This is a genomic window from Streptococcus oralis subsp. oralis, assembly GCF_002096455.1.
In the GTDB taxonomy this organism is placed as follows: domain Bacteria; phylum Bacillota; class Bacilli; order Lactobacillales; family Streptococcaceae; genus Streptococcus; species Streptococcus oralis_CY.
In genome coordinates this window covers 155,047-173,957 of sequence record NZ_NCUL01000007.1, presented here as the reverse complement: position 1 = coordinate 173,957, position 18,911 = coordinate 155,047, and the positions used below count along the sequence as shown (strand labels likewise).

Here is an 18,911-nt window from a genome sequence, read left to right as displayed (position 1 = left end):
TCTATAATTGATTTGCAATTCCGTGTAAATGCGCTGCTCTGATGATAAGAAGCAGCCCAAGTACTGCACACACAATAAAAACGAGCCAAACACCTACAGCACCTGTTGCAGCGCTGATAGAAATCATCGCCCCCGCTAAAATAGACGCTAAAGGCTGCGCCATATTAAGGAAACCTGAGTAGGTTCCGAGCTTATTCTCATTCATCATTTCCGCCCGCAAAACTTGGCTTGGCGGCATGCAGATGAGTTCCCCCATAGTATAGAGAATGGCTAGCAAAAACAGAGCCCAGAAACTCCTGAAGACAATGGTGAAAAGCATACCCAAGTCAAAGATAATACTTCCCAATAAAAACTGCGGTATGATCTTCATTTCCTTGGTCAAACGATTGGCAGTCGTTATGAAGCAAACAATAATCAGGGTATTGATAAAAACCATGATACTGAGCATCTTAGCTCCTGAAATATGAATACCGAAAACACTACTCGCGATGAATGACTCTTTCAAATGAACGGGTATATAATTGTCAATTTGCAACCAGATAACACCATTAAATACAGTCCCTAACGTATAAAGTAGGAAAATTTTGTCCTGAAAAACAGAAACATAATTTTTCACAGTTGCCAAAGGACTGCTACCATGCTCAAAGACCAGATTAGCTGGCTTGCTTTCTGAAAAATATTTCCAAGCGAGGAAAAAATTCAAGAAGCTAATCACCGTCAAAACCAGAAGCAGCTCAAAAAAATGGTGGTCGTAAAAGAAACCTGCAAGCCCTGCTCCTAACATAACGGATACATTGACAAACCAATAACTAATCGTATAAACGAAACGGCGATTTTGCTCGTCGGTCAAATCAATAATCATCGCATCAATAGCCGGCCAAGAGAAAGTTCCTGCGGTCTCTGCCAGCAACATTCCGACAAAAGTCAAAAAGGGAAAAATATGATTAGGCATATTTGCCAGCAGCACAAGAAAGTAGCCACTAGCAAGACCAAAGTTTCCCCAGTCAATGACTTTCTTACGTCCCCAAAGATCCGCCAAATGTCCACCATACAGTCCAGCTAAAAAACCAATGAGTTTGGTTGTGATCATCAATAACCCCGCCCAAAAGGCTCCAAAATATTGAACATAGTACATGGCCATAAAAGGAGTAATGGCACTCTCTAAAATCCGTGCTACAAAGCTCATCCATTCCCGCATTTGAATTTGCTTGGGGAGGGCAAAAAATTCTTTCATCTTTCATTCCTTTTTCATAATTTCTTCGCTTTTTCTTACCTAGTATATCATATTTCCCCGAGACAGACTGCAACAAAAGGTGCACCCTCTGGTTGACAAATAGTACAAGAGATTGTATTCTCATTATAAGTAAAAATTGTTAGGATAGAGGTAGAAAAAGGAGGATAGAATCATGAAACTCGCAGAAAAACTATTTGAGCTCCGAAAGGAAAAAGGTTGGTCCCAGGAAAAGCTAGCAGAACAAATCAATGTCTCTCGGCAAAGTATCTCCAAGTGGGAGTCTGGTCAAGTTCTTCCAGAAATCGAAAAAATCATTGAATTAAGCAAGATTTTTCAAGTGACAACTGACTATCTACTACTAGATGAAAACTCTGAAAAAACTTCTACAGAAGTGATTTTGGAGGAAGATAAGGACAAATACTATAAAGAAGTTAAATCTTTTGGCCTCTGGCAGGTGATTTATATTTTCGTCTTAGCTCTGGCTATCTATCTCTTTTTAGCTGGTTCTAGTTTTCCAGCCGAGTTCACCGCCTGGATTTGGCTGACCTTCGTTCTTTTGATTGCTTCAGCGATTGCTATCAGCAAGACTCTCAAAACCAAACAACGTTATCTTGATAAAGTGATTGGTCTTGAGAATCCCTCAAACCAAGACGACTCTATGAAACCTTGAGTCAATTGAATCATATTTCTCATTACTTTTTCTTGTCAAGCAAGTGTAAACCTCATGGCAAGTTGCCATGTCCATTCAAAATTCCCACCATAGAAAAGCTAAAAAGCCTTGTTTGGAAAAAACAAAGGCTTTTTGTGTTCTTAATATTTCCCCAACTCACGGAGACTCGTATGATTTTCCTGAATGCGTCGGAACATTTTTTCCATATCCGACTTGGTAAAATGCACCAAAACAGGACGTCCGTGGGGACAGTTGTAAGGATTGTCACATTGAGAAAGCTGATAAAGGAGTTGTCTGGCTGAGTGGTCATCGATGCGATGGTTGGCCTTGATAGACCGTTTGCAGGACATCATGATAGCCAGCTCTGCTCGGTATTTCTTGATCGAAACTTCCTTGGTCAAAAGGAGCATATCACACATTTCATAGATGCCTGACTCAATCTCCTCTTCTGCCATCCAAATAGGATGTTCACGCAGGATAAATTGATTTTCTCCATACTCTGCTAGAAAAACACCTACTTCCTCTAGGAGAGGCATTCTTTCTCTAAGACGAAGGGCATCATCCGCAGGAAATTCAAAGATGTAGGGCACTAAGAGTTGCTGCTGACTCTGGTCAACATTGCCGATGCTTTCACGGTATTCCTCGTACTTAACCCGCTCCTGAGCTGCATGCTGGTCAATGATATAGAGTCCATCTCGCCCCTGGGCAAAGAGATAAGTCCCGTGCATCTGTCCGAAAAATTCCAATTCTGGAAAGCTTGATGATTCTTCTCGCTCCAGCTTATCATAGGCTTTATCGAGACTAGCAAGGTCCAACTCTGGATGGTCTAGTTGGTCATAGCTAGCTGGCTTTCTCTCTGCAAAATGCAGTTTTGCAGGCTTGGTCAACTGGTCCAAGGTTTCCTTGGCAAACAGGGTTAAATCCTGTCTTTCTTCAGTCAAGCCTACTTGATGGTCTGAAACCTCAACTTGAGTCGGTCTTGTTACTTCTGTTTGTTCATAGTAAAGCGTATTTTCTTTGAGTGGGAGAATGGTCTGCTCTACCTTTTGACGATTACGCACGGTCGACTTGGCAAGATTTTCTAAAGCATCAGGTATCAAGGTCTGTTCCTTAAGACTCTTTGCGATAGCTTCTGAGACAAGTGCCATCAGCTCTCTTTCCTTAGAAATCCGCACCTCTTGCTTGGTTGGATGAACATTGACATCAGCCAGATAAGGATCGATATGGATGTGAATGACAGCCAGTGGAAAACGCCCTACCATGAGCTTGCTTCCATAACCGTCAAGAATAGCACGGTTGAGTAGAAAGTTCTTGATATAACGGCCATTGATGAAGAGGCTGATATAGTTACGATTTGCTCGTGTCAATTCAGGCAATGAAACAAAACCTGAAATTTCGAAATCTAGATCAGAGTTCTCAATTTCAATCATCTTCTTTGCACTCGCCAAACCATAAATTCCTGCGATGGCTTGTCGCAGTTGACCAGTTCCTGCTGTCCGTGTCATTTCCTTGCCATCACTGATCAAACTAAAAGAAATCTCAGGATGAGCCAATCCCAGACGGTTAACAATATCAATGATATGAGACAACTCCGCTTGCTGGCTCTTCATATACTTGAGACGGGCAGGTGTATTGAAAAAGAGGTCCTCAACACAAACTTTGGTCCCCACAGGACTAGTCGCTGGGATGACTTCCTCAACTTCTCCCCCACGCGCAACGAGCTTGGTCCCATGACTCGCACCATCCACCGCCGTCAACAGAGTCAAGACACTGACAGAAGCGATAGAGGGCAGGGCTTCACCACGAAAACCAAGCGTCCGAATCCGAAAGAGGTCTGCTTGATTTTTTATCTTACTGGTCGCATGTCGACGCAAGGCCAACTCAACCTCATCGTGGGCAATTCCATGGCCATTATCTGTGATTTGAATCTTCTTAAGACCAGCTTCCTCAATCTCAATGATAATCTGGCTAGAACCCGCATCAATGGCATTTTCTACCAACTCTTTGACCACACTGGCAGGACGTTCAATGACCTCTCCTGCCGCGATCTGGTTTGCCAACACTTCTGGCAATTCAATAATATGAGACATCTTTCAGCCCCTTTCTGTATCTATTTTCCTAGAAATTGATTAGTGCTATTATACCATATTTCAGATGTTACCAGAAAAAGCAAATACCACATAGACTCCAAATCTCTCCACATAGACAAAAGCTCTTGCCATGGGTCGTAAAATAGTGTTTAATAAAGGTGTACAGGAAGTGATCACAATTTTGTATGAAATGTAAGGAGGGAAATTTATGAAAGTAGAACTACAGATTAAGGAGACTTATGAGGAGGAAAAGCTGATTGTCCAAACTCCTCAGCCGACCGAAAAAGTCCAGAAAGTCATCGAGTTCGCAGAAAATCTTGACCAAAAAGAAACAATCAAAGGAAAGATTGATGACCAGGTCTATCTAGTTAAGATTAGCAAGATTCAACGCTTCTATATCGAGAATCGCAAGGTTCTTGCAGAAACTGCATCTCATACCTACACTATTGATTTGCGTCTCTATCAAGTTCTTGACATTCTGCCGACCACATTTATCCAAATTTCCCAATCAGAAATCGTCAATATCGACTCCATCTCTCATCTCAAGCTCACGCCCAACGGTCTGGTTGAAATTTTCTTAAAAAATGAAAGCTTCACCTACTCTTCACGCCGTTACCTAAAAACCATCAAGGAGAAATTAGAACTATGAAAAAACAAATCTTTCACGATGCAGCCGCTGGTGTACTTATCGGCCTCATCCTCTCTATCCTCTTTTCACTCATTTATGCACCAAATACCTATGCCCCACTAAGCCCCGAGTCTCTTATCGGCCAAGCGATGGCTCAACATCAGGTTCACGGTGCTCTAGTCTTGCTCTACTGTATGGTCATCTGGTCAGCTATCGGTGTTCTCTTTAGCTTTGGCAGTCGTTTATTCAGCCGTGACTGGAGCTTGCTCCGTGCCACACTTTCCCATTTCTTCCTCATGCTGGCTGGCTTTGTTCCACTAGCAACTCTGGCTGGTTGGTTCCCCTTCCACTGGACCTTCTATCTCCAGCTTATTCCAGAGTTTGCGATTGTCTACCTCATCATCTGGACTATTCTCTATAAAAGAGAAGCTAAAAAAGTAGACCACATCAATCAACTCTTGGCCCATAAAAAGTAATAGAGAAAATCCCACTCACAAAAATGTGAGTGGGATTTTTTTATAACTTTTGTTTGAGCTCGACCAAGACATTCATAGCCTGCATCGGTGTCATATTGTATACATCCAGTTTAGCTAATTCTGCTAGGATAGGATGCTCTGCAGGCGCGTCAAAGAGTGACATCTGTTCAGTAACAGCGCTTGTTTGTCTCATGGGAGCAGGACTTTCCGTCCCTTGATTCTCCAGTTGAGTCAATATCTTATCCGCCCTTGCTAAAAGTTCTGCTGGCAAGCCAGCAATCTTAGCAACGTGGATACCATAGGATTTGTCAGCTGGTCCTGGTTCGATCTTGTGAAGGAAGGTGACCTGTCCATCCTGTTCTAAGGTTGCCACGTGGACATTGACCAAGTGTTCCAAGCTGGACTCCAGACTGGTCAACTCATGGTAGTGGGTCGCAAAGAGAGTTTTGGCTCCGATATGTTCATGGATGTATTCGATGATGGATTGGGCCAGAGCCATTCCGTCATAAGTTGCAGTTCCGCGTCCCAATTCATCAAAGAGAATCAAGGAATCCTTGGTCGCATGCGAAATGGCATTGTTGGCCTCCATCATCTCCACCATAAAGGTTGATTGACCTGAAACCAAGTCATCTGCTGCTCCGATACGGGTAAAGATAGCATCGAAGATAGGCAAATGGGCGCTTTCTGCCGGCACATAAGAACCCAGCTGGGCCATAACCGCAGTCATGGCTAACTGGCGCATGTAGGTTGACTTCCCACTCATGTTGGGCCCTGTAATCAGCTGAATACTGGTATCTTCTGCCATCTGGATACTATTTGGAATATAGGTCTGAGCTCCCATGACCTTTTCGACGACAGCATGGCGCCCTTTTTGGATACCTATTTGTGAATCCTCTCCAAACTCAGGTCTGATCAAATGCTGGGTTTCAGCCACAACTGCGAGACTTTGCAAGACATCAACTGTCGCAATTCCTTGGGCTAAAGCCTGCAAACGCTGGATGTACTTGCTGACTTCCTCACGGATACGCATAAAGATTTCATATTCTAGATTGGCTGACTTCTCACGCGCCTCCAACATATCCCCCTCGATACGGGCTAATTCTTCGGTACCAAAGCGTTCTGAGTTTTTCAACGTTGCCTTGCGGAAAAAGTGGGCTGGCACATTTCCCAGTTGCGAATTAGTCACATGGAAATAGTAACCATCTTTTTTATTGTAGTCGATCTTGAGCGTACTGATGCCAGAGTTTTCTCTCTCCTTAGCCTCAATCTCAGCAATCCAGCTAGTCCCTTCTCTGAGCACACGACGGTACTTGTCTAAGGTCTCATCAAATCCCGTACGGATAATGCCACCTTCCGTAATCACGTGAGGAGCTTCAGGAGCAATGGCAGCACTAATCAAGCTCTCCAACTCAGGGATGGCATCTAACTGTTCGATAAGATAGGTTAGGGCAGGTTGCTCCATGCCTTCTAAAATCGCACGAATCCGTGGTACACTGGATAAGGTGGTCGCCAATTGCAAGAGATCCTTGGGATTGGTCTTGCCAAAAGAAACCCGACTAGCCAAACGTTCGATGTCATAAACACCCTTGAGACTGTCTGTCAAATCGCTGCGCTCAAAGAAGTGGTCAAGAAAGACCTGCACCACCTCTTGACGTTGGATGATTCGCTCCTTATCAATCAATGGACGGTGAATCCAAGAACGCAAGAGACGCATACCCATAGCTGTTTTGGTTTCATCCAAAAGCCAGAAAAGACTGCCTTGCTTCTTGCCTGATCGGGCATTCTCAACCAAATCCAGACTAACCTTGGTCGCATAGTCCATCTGCAAGAAATCTTTAATTTCATAGCGGATAACTGGTTTGAGGTGGTTCAATTCTCGCATCTGGGTACGGTGAACATACTGGAGGAGCTTACTAGCTGCCGCTTGCTCCACAGCTGCCAGTCGTGGATCCAGTAAATGAATATCCTCAAAGCCTTCCTTCTCATAAGAAAGCACCAGATTCATCTGACGGCTGAGGATTTGTTCTTCTTCCTCAGACAAGTCATAACCCAGCACCACTTCTCGAGCCTTGAGATTGCGAATTTCCCCACAAACCAACGTGAAATCCAATAGCCCCGTCACATAGAAATCACCTGTCACCAGATCCATATAAGCCAGACCAAATTGATTGCCATCACGATCTAAGGCAACCAAGAAATTATTCTGACTATCCGGCTTACTGCTATCAACGACCGTTCCAGGTGTGATGACCTGAACCACCTCTCGCTTGACAACTCCGACCGCTTGTTTGGGATCCTCCATCTGTTCTGCAATGGCAACTTTATAGCCCTGCTCAATCAGAACATCGATATACTGCTGGGCAGAATGATAGGGGACACCCGCCATGGGTATCGGATTTTCTGCATTTTTATTCCGACTTGTTAAGGAAATTTCCAAAATTTGCGCTGCATTAATTGCATCTTCATAGAACAACTCGTAAAAGTCACCCATTCGAAAAAGCAAAAAAGCATCTGGGTATTGTTTCTTAATATCCACATACTGTTGCATGCCGGGTGATAGCTTTTCTGTTGCCATTTTCCATCTCTCCTTGCTAAAAATAAGTCTTGAGAGCAACTCCCAAGACCTTATTTATCTTTCATCAAATCTAGCAAACGATCTTCCATCAGCTTGGCAACGTGCTGGTCTCGACAAATAACCAATAAGGTATTAGCACCAGCAACCGTTCCTAAAATCCATTCATCCTTGTTTGCATCTACAATGTTTGCTAAGACTGCAGCTTCCCCAAGTTTGGTATGAAGTACCAAGGTGAACTCTGCTCTTGCAACACCTTCTAAGTGATGAGACAAAAACTCAACTAAATCAATCTTATCTGTCTCATTTGCTAGTACATAATACACCATATCATTTTTCTTAACCTTGGTCAAGCCGATTTCACGCAAATCACGCGACAAAGTCGTTTGTGTCACATAAACATTACGAGCTTCTAAACGATCTTGAATCTCTTTTTGTGTCCCAAGTTTTTCTTCGGTGATCATCTTTTTAATCAATTGATGCCGTTCTCTTTTTCTCATATTATCCTCTTAAGTGAATATTTATAACAAGTTTTACATTTATTTTATAACTACATTATACCAAAAAAACTAGATAATTCAAAAAAATTCTTTTCTTTCTCAAAAAATGTAGTAAATTGTGTTAAAATAGTAAAAAAGCCCAAAAGGAGCCCTTATGAATACAAAAGAATTGATTGCTAGCGAGTTGGCTAGCGTCGTTGATAGCCTGGACCAAGAGGCTATTTTAAATTTACTGGAAACACCTAAAAACTCAGAAATGGGAGACATCGCCTTCCCTGCCTTTTCTCTAGCAAAAGTCGAGCGTAAAGCTCCTCAAATGATTGCAACAGATATTGCTGAAAAAATCAATAGTCAAGCCTTTGAAAAGGTTGTTGCTACAGGACCTTACGTCAACTTTTTCCTTGATAAATCTGCTATTTCGGCTCAGGTATTACAGGATGTTATCACTGAAAAAGAGCACTATGCCGACCAAACCATTGGCAAGAAAGAAAATATCGTTATCGACATGTCTAGTCCTAATATCGCAAAACCATTCTCTATTGGTCACTTGCGCTCAACGGTTATCGGAGATAGCTTGTCACATATTTTCCAAAAAATCGGCTATCAAACGGTCAAGGTCAACCATTTGGGAGACTGGGGCAAACAGTTTGGAATGCTGATCGTTGCCTACAAGAAATGGGGAAATGAGGAAGCCGTTAAAGCGCATCCAATCGATGAACTTCTTAAACTCTACGTTCGCATCAATGCTGAAGCTGAAAAAGACCCTAGCTTGGATGAAGAAGCACGCGAATGGTTCCGCAAACTGGAAAATGGAGACGAGGAAGCCTTAGCTCTCTGGCAATGGTTCCGTGATGAAAGTTTAGTGGAATTCAACCGCCTTTACAATGAATTACAAGTCGAATTTGACAGCTACAACGGAGAAGCCTTCTACAACGATAAGATGGATGCTGTTGTAGACATTCTCGCTGAAAAAGGACTTCTTGTTGAGTCAGAAGGGGCTCAAGTTGTCAATCTTGAGAAATATGGAATTGAACATCCAGCCCTTATCAAGAAATCTGATGGTGCAACTCTCTATATCACACGAGACTTGGCTGCAGCCCTTTACCGTAAAAAGGAATACCAATTTGCAAAATCCATCTATGTTGTTGGTCAAGAGCAATCTGCCCACTTCAAACAACTCAAGGCAGTACTACAAGAGATGGGCTACGATTGGAGCCAAGACATTGTCCATGTTCCGTTTGGATTGGTAACAAAAGAAGGGAAAAAACTCTCTACCCGTAAAGGAAATGTCATCTTGCTAGAACCGACTATCGCTGAGGCTGTTAGTCGTGCCAAGGCCCAAATCGAGGCGAAAAATCCTGAGTTAGAAAATAAAGACCAGGCTGCCCACGCTGTTGGAGTTGGGGCTATCAAGTTCTATGATCTTAAGACCGACCGTACAAATGGATATGACTTCGACCTTGAAGCTATGGTATCCTTTGAAGGGGAAACTGGACCTTACGTTCAATACGCCTACGCTCGTATCCAATCTATCTTGCGCAAAGCCGATTTCAAGCCAGATACAGTTGGCAACTACAGCCTGAATGATGCTGAAAGCTGGGAAATCATAAAACTACTCCAAGACTTTCCACGTATTATCAATCGTGCAGCAGATAACTTTGAACCTTCTATCATTGCGAAATTTGCGATTAGTCTGGCTCAAGCCTTTAACAAATATTATGCACATACACGTATCCTAGATGAAAGTCCTGAGCGCGACAGTCGTCTAGCACTCAGCTACGCAACCGCAGTGGTCCTCAAAGAAGCCCTTCGTTTGCTCGGAGTAGAAGCGCCAGAGAAGATGTAAATCGCCAAAGTTACTTGATTGCAAAGCAATCTAAGTAACTAACGCCAAATCCTATTCGGACTTTGGCTAGGCGCTTCACTAGTAAAGAAACATAAATATTGTCGATTTATGTTTCTTTACGTCGTAACCAGTACGAGTTGCCCAAACGCTTTACTAATTCACCAGACCAAATAATATCGATTTGGTTAGGCTCATGTCGTAATCTTTTAAATTACTTGAAAGCAATCTGAAAGATTGAGGCAAAATAACATTTATATTGTGTTCGGCATTGTAGCATTTCAATGAAACAATTTATTCACTTTTACTATTTCTTTATCACACTGGGAGATTCCTTATGAGCCAATATGCTTATATCCTCGTTGTACTTAGCTTGGTTTTCCTTTTTCTGCTCAATAAGTACGAGAAGGAAAGACTTCAAAGACTCTACCAAGAGCAACTTTTGAAGGACGAGACATTTAGGTCTGACATCAAAGAGAAAATTCACACGACTGAAAATATCAATGATGTCATTGCACATATCAATAAAACTTACCGTCTGGGAATGTTGCTCTCAAAAGACGTCACAGATCAATTGAAATAATCAAAATCCGAGAAGCTTTCTTCTCGGATTTTTTAGGCTTACCATATTCTCCTTGGAGAAATTTCATTAATGCATGTAAAGTTTTCTGTAATTTTCTATATTTTTTCAAAATGGTCTTGCATTTCCTTTAAGATTTTTGTAGAATAGTAGCTATCTATTCAGATTATTCTGAAAATTCAAAAATAGGAGTGTTTATTATGTCACAAGTTACGTTATCAAACCAGTCAACCTGGGCAAGCAAACTAAAGGCAATGGGGCCAGGAATCCTAATGGCTTCTGCTGCCGTTGGAGGTTCTCACATTGTATCCTCTACTCAAGCTGGTGGTTCTTATGGGTGGTCACTACTCCTCTTGGTTATCTTGGCCAATGTTTTTAAATATCCATTTTTCCGTTTTGGTGCCGAATATACTGCCGACACTGGTAAAACCTTGGTAGAAGGCTATGCTGAAAAAGGAAAAATCTATCTCTGGATTTTCTTTGTCCTCAATGTCTTCTCTGCTATGGTTAATACAGCTGGAGTCGCTATCCTTTGCTCAGCCATCATCGCTAGCGCCTTCCCAATGATTGGACTTAGCATCACTCAGTGGTCCCTTATCCTTGTTGCAGTCATTTGGGCCATGCTACTCTTTGGTGGCTACAAACTATTAGATGGTATGGCAAAATGGATCATGTCTGCTTTGACCATTGCAACTGTTCTTGCAGTTATCATTGCAGCAATTAAACATCCAGAATACAGCTCTGATTTTGTCGAAAAGACACCTTGGCAAATGGCGGCACTCCCTTTTATCGTTTCCCTCTTAGGATGGATGCCTGCCCCTATTGAAATTTCAGCCGTCAATTCACTCTGGTCTGCTGAAAAGAAAAAGACCGTCAACTTTAATACAGCGGACGCCCTTTTCGACTTTAACGTTGGTTACATTGGAACTGCTATCCTAGCTGTATTCTTCGTGGCACTAGGAGCACTGATTCAGTATCCTACAGGACAAGCAGTTGAAGCAGCTTCAGCCAAGTACATTTCTCAATTTGTGGGTATGTATGCCTCTGTTCTTGGAGAATGGTCCCGTTATTTGATCACCTTTATCGCCTTTCTCTGTATCTTTGGAACGGTCATCACCGTTATCGATGGCTACTCTCGTGTCAATCAGGAATCGCTGCGACTCTTGATTCGTCAAAAAGAGGATTCTCGCAAATCTTTGAACATCTGGATGACCATTACCGCTATCATTGGTATCGTAATTATTAAATTCTTTGCTGGTCAAGTTTCCACCATGCTTCGCTTTGCCATGATCGGTTCTTTCCTGACAACACCATTCTTCGCTCTTTTGAACTATGTATTGGTGACACGTGAGAATAAAAATCTTCCTTCTTGGCTAAAACTCCTCGCTATCGCAGGATTGATTTTCCTCTTTGGCTTCGCTATCTTCTTTATCTATGCACTTGCCATCGGAAAAGCAGGATAGTTTATAAAATGGCACCCTGACAGGGTGCTTTTTGCATACTCAAAAGCAGTTGAAAATCTCAACTGCCCCTCAGTACTACTTTATTTTTCTGTCTCTAACTCATACAAGTCTGCAATGATTGCTGCGACTTTTTTAATATCTCCCAGCATGCCTCTCATTTCAAAATCTGCTAGAACGGGGAAACCAAAACGCTGGCTGTACTGCTTGGCTGTTAGGCAGTATTGATTGTTAAAATTGCGATTACCAGATCCCACTACCCCAAAACACTTACTAGCATTGTCTCCATAAGCGATAAAGTCGCCCACTGGAGTCGTTAGAATCTCAACATCGCCGTTATCGACACCATTTCCACCTTCCAGATAGGTCGGCAAGAAAGCGACATAGGGATGTTCCATTTCAAAGAATTCTTGGCCTTCCTTGACCAAATCCTTGATATGGATTTTTTGGACCTCAATTCCCTCATACTGAGACAAGAGATAGTCCTTGAGTCGGGTTACAAAACTCTCTGTATTCCCACTCAGACTGATATACACTAGGGATATTTTTTTCATGTTGACCTCGATTTTTTGTTTACGATTTAAAAAGAACTAACAAGATTGTAACTTGATAGTCCTTTTTTGTCAATACTTAGGCAACTTCTTCTGCTTCGACTTCTTCGGCCAAATCTTTTTGTTGGCGCCACATCTTGTAAAAGACTAAGGCTAAAAAGAGAACATTGATAATGATGAACAAAATATTCGTTCCTTGTGCAAATGCTCCCATTCCTAGGCCGAGGGTAGAATCTTTGATTAATTGAACCGCATCTTGAACATTCATATAGCTATAAACCAAACCAACAATCGCTAGTAGAACATAGCCAATATAAGCATAGTTTGCGAATTGCACATTTTTACGTACTAGAAATACAAAGGCTACTACAACTAAAATTGCAGATAAAACAATCAACAACGTATTAAAAATAGAGTGCGATGACGCTGTTACTTGGTAAGTATAGTTGACTGTGTCTTCTAATTGCTGAGCAGTAAGCGTCCCGCTATTCGCCAGGCTAGCACGAAGCACATCTTTACTTGGCAATGGACTCAAGATTCCAAATAATGACATAGATGAAATGAGGGCTGATAAGACTAACAAAACCCAAAGATAAATAGGATTCTTTTTCATGTTTTCCTCCAAAAGATATTTTGAACATTATAGCATTTTTTGTACAGGAATACAACTTTTACAAGCTAGTTTCAACTTGTTTCCGATAAGCTTTCGGTGATTTTCCGCACAATTTACGGAAAACCTTATAGAAATATCCAACATTACTATAGCCAACTGCATAGCAAATATCTTCGATGCTATCACTGGTCGACAGTAAGAGTTGCTGCGCTGCCTTAATTCTCTGTTTATTGAGCAATTCCGCAAAGGTTGAGTTGGTTTCCCTCTTGATCAGCTGACCGAGATAGACAGGATTGATAAAGAGATCCTTGCTAATATCCTTAAGTGAGAGCTCTTTCTGATAATCACGCCCAATCACCTCCAGAACGCTCACCACATTTTCATTCATGCGATACTGGCCAAAGAACTTGGTCAAGGTTTCTTTGATATAGGCAACCAATTCTTCAAAGGTGTTAATGGCATGGATAGCTTTGACAATCTCGGTCATATCATCTGCTTTTAGGTGTTCAAACAAATGAAAGACATCCATGACAAACTGGGTAAAGAGCTGCTTCGTGATAGCCACGCGCGGGGTATTCTCCAAGACGACCTTCTCTAGCAAGGTTAATTCTTCGATGATTTGATTGATATTCCCTTGGATAATCACCCGATAAATCGGCTCGTAATAGGCAAACAAACTCTCGGATTTTTCTAGATTAACTGAACCGTAGAAGAGGGCTTTTTCAGCGTTGATCTTCCAATTCTCAAAGGACTGCTGGTAGGGTGCTTCAAATGGTGTCACGACGATGCCATCGAGCGGTTGATCAGAGATGAAAATCTGCCAGTCTTGCCCCAAAACATAGTAAGGAATGGTAAAAGAACCCTGCTTTTCCTTGGATAGACCAATCCACCAGCTGTCTTTACCTGACAGGTAGTTCGTAAATCCTGTCTCATCCAATTCTTGACTGAGGGTCTGACTTTGTTCCACCTTTTCCTGAAGCTGCTGCGCAATTTTTTCTAATAAATTGCCCAACTCCACCTTGTCTACTGGCTTGACCAGATAATCCACGACACTAAGGTTCATGGCTTTTTTAACGTACTCAAACTCCTGATAACCAGACAGCAAGATATAATAGGTATCTGGAAGTAGCTCTTTCATTTCCCTAATCATCTCAAGTCCGGTCTTATCTGGCATGTTGACATCGGAAATGACCACATCTACTGGATTTTTCTTAATATAGTCCAAAGCATCATCTGCGTGATTAGCTGTTGCGACGACTTGCATATCCCATTTTTCAAAGGGGATTAATCGCTTGAGCCCCTCTGTCACCATGTACTCATCGTCTACTAATAAAACTTTATACATTTCTACCCTTTCTATTCATCCTGGATAGTGATATGGTAACGAACACCTTCTTGCTCAGCTGACTCTACACTGATTTGGTAGCGATCCCCAAAGTAGAGAACAAAGCGTTCGTGTACATTTACTATTCCAATTGATTGCCGCTCCCCACTATAGCTTGCCTCGTGTTCAAAACTTCGTTGAGCTAATTTTTCTTGCAAGCTAGCTAGTTTCTCAGCGGGCATTCCTCGACCATTGTCTTCCACTAGGATTTCAACGAAGCCTTGGCCCTTCAAGGCTTTGATACTGATGACATTATCCGTTCTGCGATGGTCAACACCATGGGCAAAGTAGTTTTCTACCAATGGTTGGAGTGTAAATTTTGGAATCCTCATTTCTTCCAATTCTGGTGCAATCTTGAAACCATAGGCAATGGATTTAGGATAACGCACCATGCAGAGATAGCTATATTTTCGGCAAAATTCCAACTCCTGCTTCAAGGTCGTTTCCCGCTCGTCAGAGATATTGTTGCGTAACAAGCTACTAAATTCATAGATAATATCTGCCAGTTCATCCTGACTTTGCATGACGGCATACATCCGTAAAAACTCCAGAGTATTGTACATAAAGTGAGGATTGATTTGAGCCTGCAGGGCTCGCATATTGGCATCTTTTTGACTGAGCTCTAGCTGATAGATATCATGGATATTTTTTTCCAGGCGATCCAACATATCATTGGTTGTTTCTGCAATGAGAAGCAACTCTTGGTCTTTTTCAGAGGTATCGATTCGAAGGCCTTCTTCTCCTTGAGCAATCACCTCGATCGAATCAACTAGGTCTACGACCTGCTTTTGGTAATTTGAAAAAGTCTGTCTAAGGGTCACGTACAAAATAATGATAAAGAGAATACTTAGCCCAATAATGACAGCTGAACTCGTCAAAGTTCCTGTAAGAACAAAATTTTTAGGAACAGCGACTCGAACCTGATAACCATGAGAGGTGACACCCACAAACCAGTTTTCTCGCTCGGCTGAGACCTTCTCCCCAATATGGAACATCTCGGTCTCAAAAGGCGAAGTTACTGTTACAGCCATTGGGATATGACCCCGAGTATTGTCAATAGCGCCATGTAAAACATCCGGGGATAGGGAGATATAGATCACTCCTAAATCCTTGTCAGACACAGGATCGGAAACAGGAATGGCAAAACTATTGGCTGTTGGCTTAAAATCCTCTGCAGGAATTTTCTCTCCACTGCGTTTTTCTCTAGTCGAAACATACACTTCCTTGTAGTCCTGAAGAACAATAGCCACTCCAGTCACAAAATCATTCCGAACATAGAGGTCATCAATATTTTCATACAGGGAAACCGATATATAAGGCGAAGTTTTACGCTCTAATTGCCAATAGAAATAGTCTGGTGTGCTGAGACTGAAATACTTGTAAATCCCTTCGATGCGGGCCTGATTTTCAACCAAAGACTGAGCAAGTTGGGTTGACTCTCTGTGATAGTATTCCACTTCACTCACTGTCCGAGTGGTCACACGTTCTGCAACCCGTTGGGCCTCCTTCTCACGCGAGTCCCAGTCAGCATACGATAACATAATCGCAAAACTGGCAATGACCACGATCATAACCAAACTATAAATCCGTAAAAGAGAGTGAAGCCAGAACTGCTTCATTCTATTTTGTCGCCAATTTTTCATGGATACTTTCATAAATAGGTTCCAACATATCACTGATAAAGAAATGCCACATTCCAATTCCTACAAAAAAGAGCAAGGCAGGCATATAATAACCAACTCCTACAAGGAGAGCGGACCCGAGTAAAACCTTGGCAATCGCAGGTAGGCTCATAAAAATCCCAATAAGGGATAGTTTCAAGGTATTTTGGTAGGATAAATCAAAGTACACCTGAAGTTTCAAGGACACAGTATAGGCTAGAAAGACAAGGGCAACTACAAGGACATTGAGAAAGGTCGCCAAGAGGTGGAAAATCGTCTGGTGGGGCAATTGAACTAGAAGGTATAAACCATAAACTAGGACAAGATCCACAAACACAAAACTATAGAAAGCCAGATTACTCTTGACAAAATTGCTCTTATACAATTCCCAAGCTTCCTTCAAATGGTAGGCTCGATAGGTATAACCATGCTCCGCATACAAACTCATCAGGGTGGCACTAGCTGGTGCCAAACCAAAGACCACTCCTCCTGCTAGTGTTAATAGCCAGAAATAAGCCGTCGCAATCATTCCCAAAAAGATACGATTAAAGACGAATTCTAGAAACTTTCCCATGCTACTCTCCTTAAACTAACGATGTAACTATTATATCATATTTCAAGCGTTTTCAAAAATTTAGAACTCCCATTTACAATCCTCAAAAAGCGTGATACAATTGGTTTTGTTAGTTTATATCAAGGAGATTCTCATGAAGAAAAATATCTTAACCACCCTCTTGGCCGCCGTCCTCTACTTTCTTTGTGTAGGGATTGGAGTCTTCCTAGGACACCTGGTCGACCAAACAGGCAATATGTTCTACGCGCCGGCCTTTTCTGCCCTTGTCGGTGGCAGTGTCTACATGCTTCTTTTGACGAAAGTCCCTCGTTTTGGCGCTATTACGACTCTAGGTCTTTTTATGGCACTTTTCTTCCTAGCTAGCAAGCATGGCGCTGGTGCCTTTCTCCCAGGACTCGCCTGTGGTCTTGCAGCAGATGCCATCGCTCGTCTCGGCAACTACAGAGACCGAATCAAAAACACCCTCTCCTTCCTCGTCTTTGCTTTTAGCACAAGTGGTCCTATCCTCCTCATGTGGATCCGTCCCAAAACTTACGTGGCCACCTTACTTGCGCGTGGGAAATCCCAAGAATACATTGACCGTATCATGGTCGCTCCAGAGTTGGACAAAATCCTTCTCTTTGTTTCAAGCATCCTCCTAGGTGCCTTGATTGGGGCTGTGGTTGGGCAATTTCTAAGTCAAAAAATAGCTGATAAACTATAAGGTAAAAGCCCTGAAGACTAGCAATGCCTAGCTCCAGGGCCTTTTTGTATACAATCTTAAAATTCACTATAGATAAATTCTTGAATATTCGAAAAATCGGTCACAAAACAGTAAATCACGATGCTTAAGATAACCGTATAGAAAAATAGTGTCCACAAGATTAAACGATGTGTGTTAGTTAGCTTGGTTTGCAAATTTGTAAAGTTCTTTTTCAACTTCCATCCATCCTTTCACTCCAACGTGCATCACGTCAAATAAAAAGTAATCATCATACTCTCTGTTTCCATAGTTTAATACGGTTGCACCATGGCTTTTTGCGACATCTTCTATTTTTTTATAAGTTTTTTCTCGCATCTCTCTTGAGACTCCTGTGTAGTCATTCCATTTCCCGTTTACTGGGAAAATAATAACCTCAACTTCAATGCCCAATTCTTTGGCAACTGTCAAGAAGAGTTCCATATCTGAATATTCTGGTGACTCCAGATAGCTCAAATCTTTATTGGAATCTTTCAGCGATGCGTAGCGGTCTTTTAAGTAAGTATTGTAGTAGTTATTATCAACAGCATAGTCATTATTGTCTGTTTTCTTTTTGACCTCTTCCACAAACTGATCCGTCATCTTTTCCCAATCATAGTCTGGGGTTTTGTCTCCTAGTGAAGGATAATCTGATTTCTCATGATTTTCATAAAATTTTCGTTTGAGCTTAAAGGAATACATCGCGTTCTCAAACTCTAATAGTTTTTTATCAACAATGGTTCCTTTTCCATCTATGAAATAACTTTTGTATTTTTTGTAGATATCGTTTTGTTGCTTGTTTCCTTTGGTAATCTCGATAATGCGATTGATTAGTTTTTCTTTCGTTTCTTTACTAATCTTGTCATTATCTAGCATGTGGAAAATATGTTCCTGAGAAGCCTTATTCAAAAAGGCATCTTGATGGGTCCCATCTTTTTCAAACCACTGAACAGACTCTACTATAGCTACTTTTCGCTTACTCATAGATCCTTCAATAGAGGCTAAAGTAGAAGCCTGAATGATGTTTTGAGAATAACTGGTCCCAATCTGCATGATATTAAAATCGTTGTAGTTAAAAATTTTATTTGGATGATAGTCCTCATTTATCGTTGCAACCAACTCTGAGGAACCCATTAGAACCAGTGTATTGGGGGTGATATTGCTTGTTAGAATATCTCTACTTTTATACTTTTCATATGAGGTATTGTAACGAATACTGTTATCCTTGACTTTATAATAATCATCAATCTTCTTGACATACGTCACATTTAAAAGGGCAAGCGTCGCAATCACGAGCACAAGCGATAGTAAAAATGCTTTTAATTTAATCATCTCGTTTTATCCTATCCCTTCAATC

At 41.7% G+C, this 18,911-nt stretch carries 17 protein-coding genes; 7 read left to right on the top strand and 10 right to left on the bottom strand.

Annotated features, from left to right (window positions below):
• Position 1 precedes the first annotated feature (1 nt).
• A complete protein-coding gene (locus B7720_RS03310; protein WP_049484717.1) occupies positions 2-1,234 on the bottom strand; it encodes an MFS transporter in 1,233 nt (410 codons plus the stop codon).
• 172 nt (positions 1,235-1,406) lie between these two features.
• Between B7720_RS03310 and B7720_RS03305 the strand changes: the two genes are divergently transcribed.
• Positions 1,407-1,904: a helix-turn-helix domain-containing protein gene (locus B7720_RS03305; RefSeq protein WP_084856514.1), complete on the top strand. Its 498-nt coding sequence runs from the start codon at positions 1,407-1,409 to the stop codon at positions 1,902-1,904.
• 140 nt (positions 1,905-2,044) lie between these two features.
• Here B7720_RS03305 and mutL read toward each other — a convergent pair whose 3' ends face one another.
• The gene (gene mutL / locus B7720_RS03300; RefSeq protein WP_000018196.1) at positions 2,045-3,994 is read right to left on the bottom strand and encodes a DNA mismatch repair endonuclease MutL; all 1,950 of its coding nucleotides are present in this window, start codon (positions 3,992-3,994) and stop codon (positions 2,045-2,047) included.
• 208 nt (positions 3,995-4,202) lie between these two features.
• Between mutL and B7720_RS03295 the strand changes: the two genes are divergently transcribed.
• Both B7720_RS03295 and B7720_RS03290 read left to right on the top strand, forming a co-directional pair.
• Positions 4,203-4,643, top strand: a complete 441-nt coding sequence (locus B7720_RS03295) for a LytTR family DNA-binding domain-containing protein (protein WP_000861944.1) — start codon at positions 4,203-4,205, stop codon at positions 4,641-4,643.
• Positions 4,640-5,098, top strand: a complete 459-nt coding sequence (locus B7720_RS03290; protein WP_000743970.1) for a DUF3021 domain-containing protein — start codon at positions 4,640-4,642, stop codon at positions 5,096-5,098. The genes B7720_RS03295 and B7720_RS03290 overlap by 4 nt, the downstream gene beginning before the upstream one ends.
• Positions 5,099-5,138: 40 nt before the next feature.
• Here the strand turns inward: B7720_RS03290 and mutS are convergent, their stop codons facing one another.
• Both mutS and argR read right to left on the bottom strand, forming a co-directional pair.
• Positions 5,139-7,673 (bottom strand): DNA mismatch repair protein MutS, encoded by a 2,535-nt coding sequence (gene mutS, locus B7720_RS03285; protein WP_084856512.1) that lies wholly within the window; start codon positions 7,671-7,673, stop codon positions 5,139-5,141.
• A gap of 50 nt (positions 7,674-7,723) precedes the next feature.
• Positions 7,724-8,170 (bottom strand): arginine repressor, encoded by a 447-nt coding sequence (argR, locus tag B7720_RS03280; protein ID WP_001231483.1) that lies wholly within the window; start codon positions 8,168-8,170, stop codon positions 7,724-7,726.
• A 154-nt stretch (positions 8,171-8,324) separates the two neighbouring features.
• Here argR and argS point away from each other — a divergent pair, with 154 nt between their 5' ends.
• The 3 genes from argS (at position 8,325) to B7720_RS03265 (ending at position 12,056) form a co-directional block, all read left to right on the top strand.
• Positions 8,325-10,016, top strand: coding sequence for an arginine--tRNA ligase (gene argS, locus B7720_RS03275; RefSeq protein ID WP_049519236.1), 1,692 nt, complete (start codon positions 8,325-8,327; stop codon positions 10,014-10,016).
• A gap of 334 nt (positions 10,017-10,350) precedes the next feature.
• Positions 10,351-10,596, top strand: a complete 246-nt coding sequence (locus B7720_RS03270) for a hypothetical protein (RefSeq protein WP_000084866.1) — start codon at positions 10,351-10,353, stop codon at positions 10,594-10,596.
• A 197-nt stretch (positions 10,597-10,793) separates the two neighbouring features.
• On the top strand, positions 10,794-12,056 hold the full coding sequence (locus B7720_RS03265) for an NRAMP family divalent metal transporter (RefSeq protein WP_000084703.1): 1,263 nt from the start codon (positions 10,794-10,796) through the stop codon (positions 12,054-12,056).
• Between the two features lie 80 nt (positions 12,057-12,136).
• On the opposite strand, the gene nrdI is transcribed toward B7720_RS03265, so the two are convergent.
• From nrdI to B7720_RS03240, 5 genes are all read right to left on the bottom strand, one after another.
• Complete coding sequence (gene nrdI / locus B7720_RS03260) at positions 12,137-12,607, bottom strand: class Ib ribonucleoside-diphosphate reductase assembly flavoprotein NrdI (RefSeq protein ID WP_000724244.1); 471 nt, start codon at positions 12,605-12,607, stop codon at positions 12,137-12,139.
• A 76-nt stretch (positions 12,608-12,683) separates the two neighbouring features.
• Positions 12,684-13,217, bottom strand: a complete 534-nt coding sequence (locus tag B7720_RS03255) for an ABC transporter permease (RefSeq protein WP_000740038.1) — start codon at positions 13,215-13,217, stop codon at positions 12,684-12,686.
• 58 nt (positions 13,218-13,275) lie between these two features.
• Positions 13,276-14,562, bottom strand: a complete 1,287-nt coding sequence (locus tag B7720_RS03250) for a response regulator transcription factor (protein ID WP_000278905.1) — start codon at positions 14,560-14,562, stop codon at positions 13,276-13,278.
• 11 nt (positions 14,563-14,573) lie between these two features.
• Positions 14,574-16,244 (bottom strand): sensor histidine kinase, encoded by a 1,671-nt coding sequence (locus B7720_RS03245; RefSeq protein ID WP_000800569.1) that lies wholly within the window; start codon positions 16,242-16,244, stop codon positions 14,574-14,576.
• A complete protein-coding gene (locus B7720_RS03240) occupies positions 16,222-16,836 on the bottom strand; it encodes a YesL family protein (protein ID WP_000514460.1) in 615 nt (204 codons plus the stop codon). Before B7720_RS03240 ends, B7720_RS03245 begins: the two co-directional genes overlap by 23 nt.
• Before the next feature lie 133 nt (positions 16,837-16,969).
• On the opposite strand from B7720_RS03240, the gene B7720_RS03235 reads away from it, so the two are divergent.
• Complete coding sequence (locus B7720_RS03235; RefSeq protein WP_084856510.1) at positions 16,970-17,539, top strand: MptD family putative ECF transporter S component; 570 nt, start codon at positions 16,970-16,972, stop codon at positions 17,537-17,539.
• Between the two features lie 174 nt (positions 17,540-17,713).
• Here B7720_RS03235 and dltD read toward each other — a convergent pair whose 3' ends face one another.
• The gene (gene dltD / locus B7720_RS03230) at positions 17,714-18,886 is read right to left on the bottom strand and encodes a D-alanyl-lipoteichoic acid biosynthesis protein DltD (protein ID WP_084856508.1); all 1,173 of its coding nucleotides are present in this window, start codon (positions 18,884-18,886) and stop codon (positions 17,714-17,716) included.
• Positions 18,887-18,911: the final 25 nt, after the last annotated feature.

Excerpts from the sequence above, each read along its gene's own strand:
- B7720_RS03295 (WP_000861944.1), top strand. The coding sequence starts at position 4,203 with ATGAAAGTAGAACTACAGATTAAGGAGACTTATGAGGAGGAAAAGCTG.
- argR (WP_001231483.1), bottom strand. The coding sequence starts at position 8,170 with ATGAGAAAAAGAGAACGGCATCAATTGATTAAAAAGATGATCACCGAA.
- argS (WP_049519236.1), top strand. The coding sequence starts at position 8,325 with ATGAATACAAAAGAATTGATTGCTAGCGAGTTGGCTAGCGTCGTTGAT.
- B7720_RS03270 (WP_000084866.1), top strand. The coding sequence starts at position 10,351 with ATGAGCCAATATGCTTATATCCTCGTTGTACTTAGCTTGGTTTTCCTT.
- B7720_RS03250 (WP_000278905.1), bottom strand. The coding sequence starts at position 14,562 with ATGTATAAAGTTTTATTAGTAGACGATGAGTACATGGTGACAGAGGGG.
- dltD (WP_084856508.1), bottom strand. The coding sequence starts at position 18,886 with ATGATTAAATTAAAAGCATTTTTACTATCGCTTGTGCTCGTGATTGCG.
- mutS (WP_084856512.1), bottom strand. The coding sequence starts at position 7,673 with ATGGCAACAGAAAAGCTATCACCCGGCATGCAACAGTATGTGGATATT.
- B7720_RS03240 (WP_000514460.1), bottom strand. The coding sequence starts at position 16,836 with ATGGGAAAGTTTCTAGAATTCGTCTTTAATCGTATCTTTTTGGGAATG.
- B7720_RS03290 (WP_000743970.1), top strand. The coding sequence starts at position 4,640 with ATGAAAAAACAAATCTTTCACGATGCAGCCGCTGGTGTACTTATCGGC.
- B7720_RS03245 (WP_000800569.1), bottom strand. The coding sequence starts at position 16,244 with ATGAAAAATTGGCGACAAAATAGAATGAAGCAGTTCTGGCTTCACTCT.
- B7720_RS03305 (WP_084856514.1), top strand. The coding sequence starts at position 1,407 with ATGAAACTCGCAGAAAAACTATTTGAGCTCCGAAAGGAAAAAGGTTGG.
- mutL (WP_000018196.1), bottom strand. The coding sequence starts at position 3,994 with ATGTCTCATATTATTGAATTGCCAGAAGTGTTGGCAAACCAGATCGCG.
- B7720_RS03310 (WP_049484717.1), bottom strand. The coding sequence starts at position 1,234 with ATGAAAGAATTTTTTGCCCTCCCCAAGCAAATTCAAATGCGGGAATGG.
- B7720_RS03235 (WP_084856510.1), top strand. The coding sequence starts at position 16,970 with ATGAAGAAAAATATCTTAACCACCCTCTTGGCCGCCGTCCTCTACTTT.
- B7720_RS03255 (WP_000740038.1), bottom strand. The coding sequence starts at position 13,217 with ATGAAAAAGAATCCTATTTATCTTTGGGTTTTGTTAGTCTTATCAGCC.
- nrdI (WP_000724244.1), bottom strand. The coding sequence starts at position 12,607 with ATGAAAAAAATATCCCTAGTGTATATCAGTCTGAGTGGGAATACAGAG.
- B7720_RS03265 (WP_000084703.1), top strand. The coding sequence starts at position 10,794 with ATGTCACAAGTTACGTTATCAAACCAGTCAACCTGGGCAAGCAAACTA.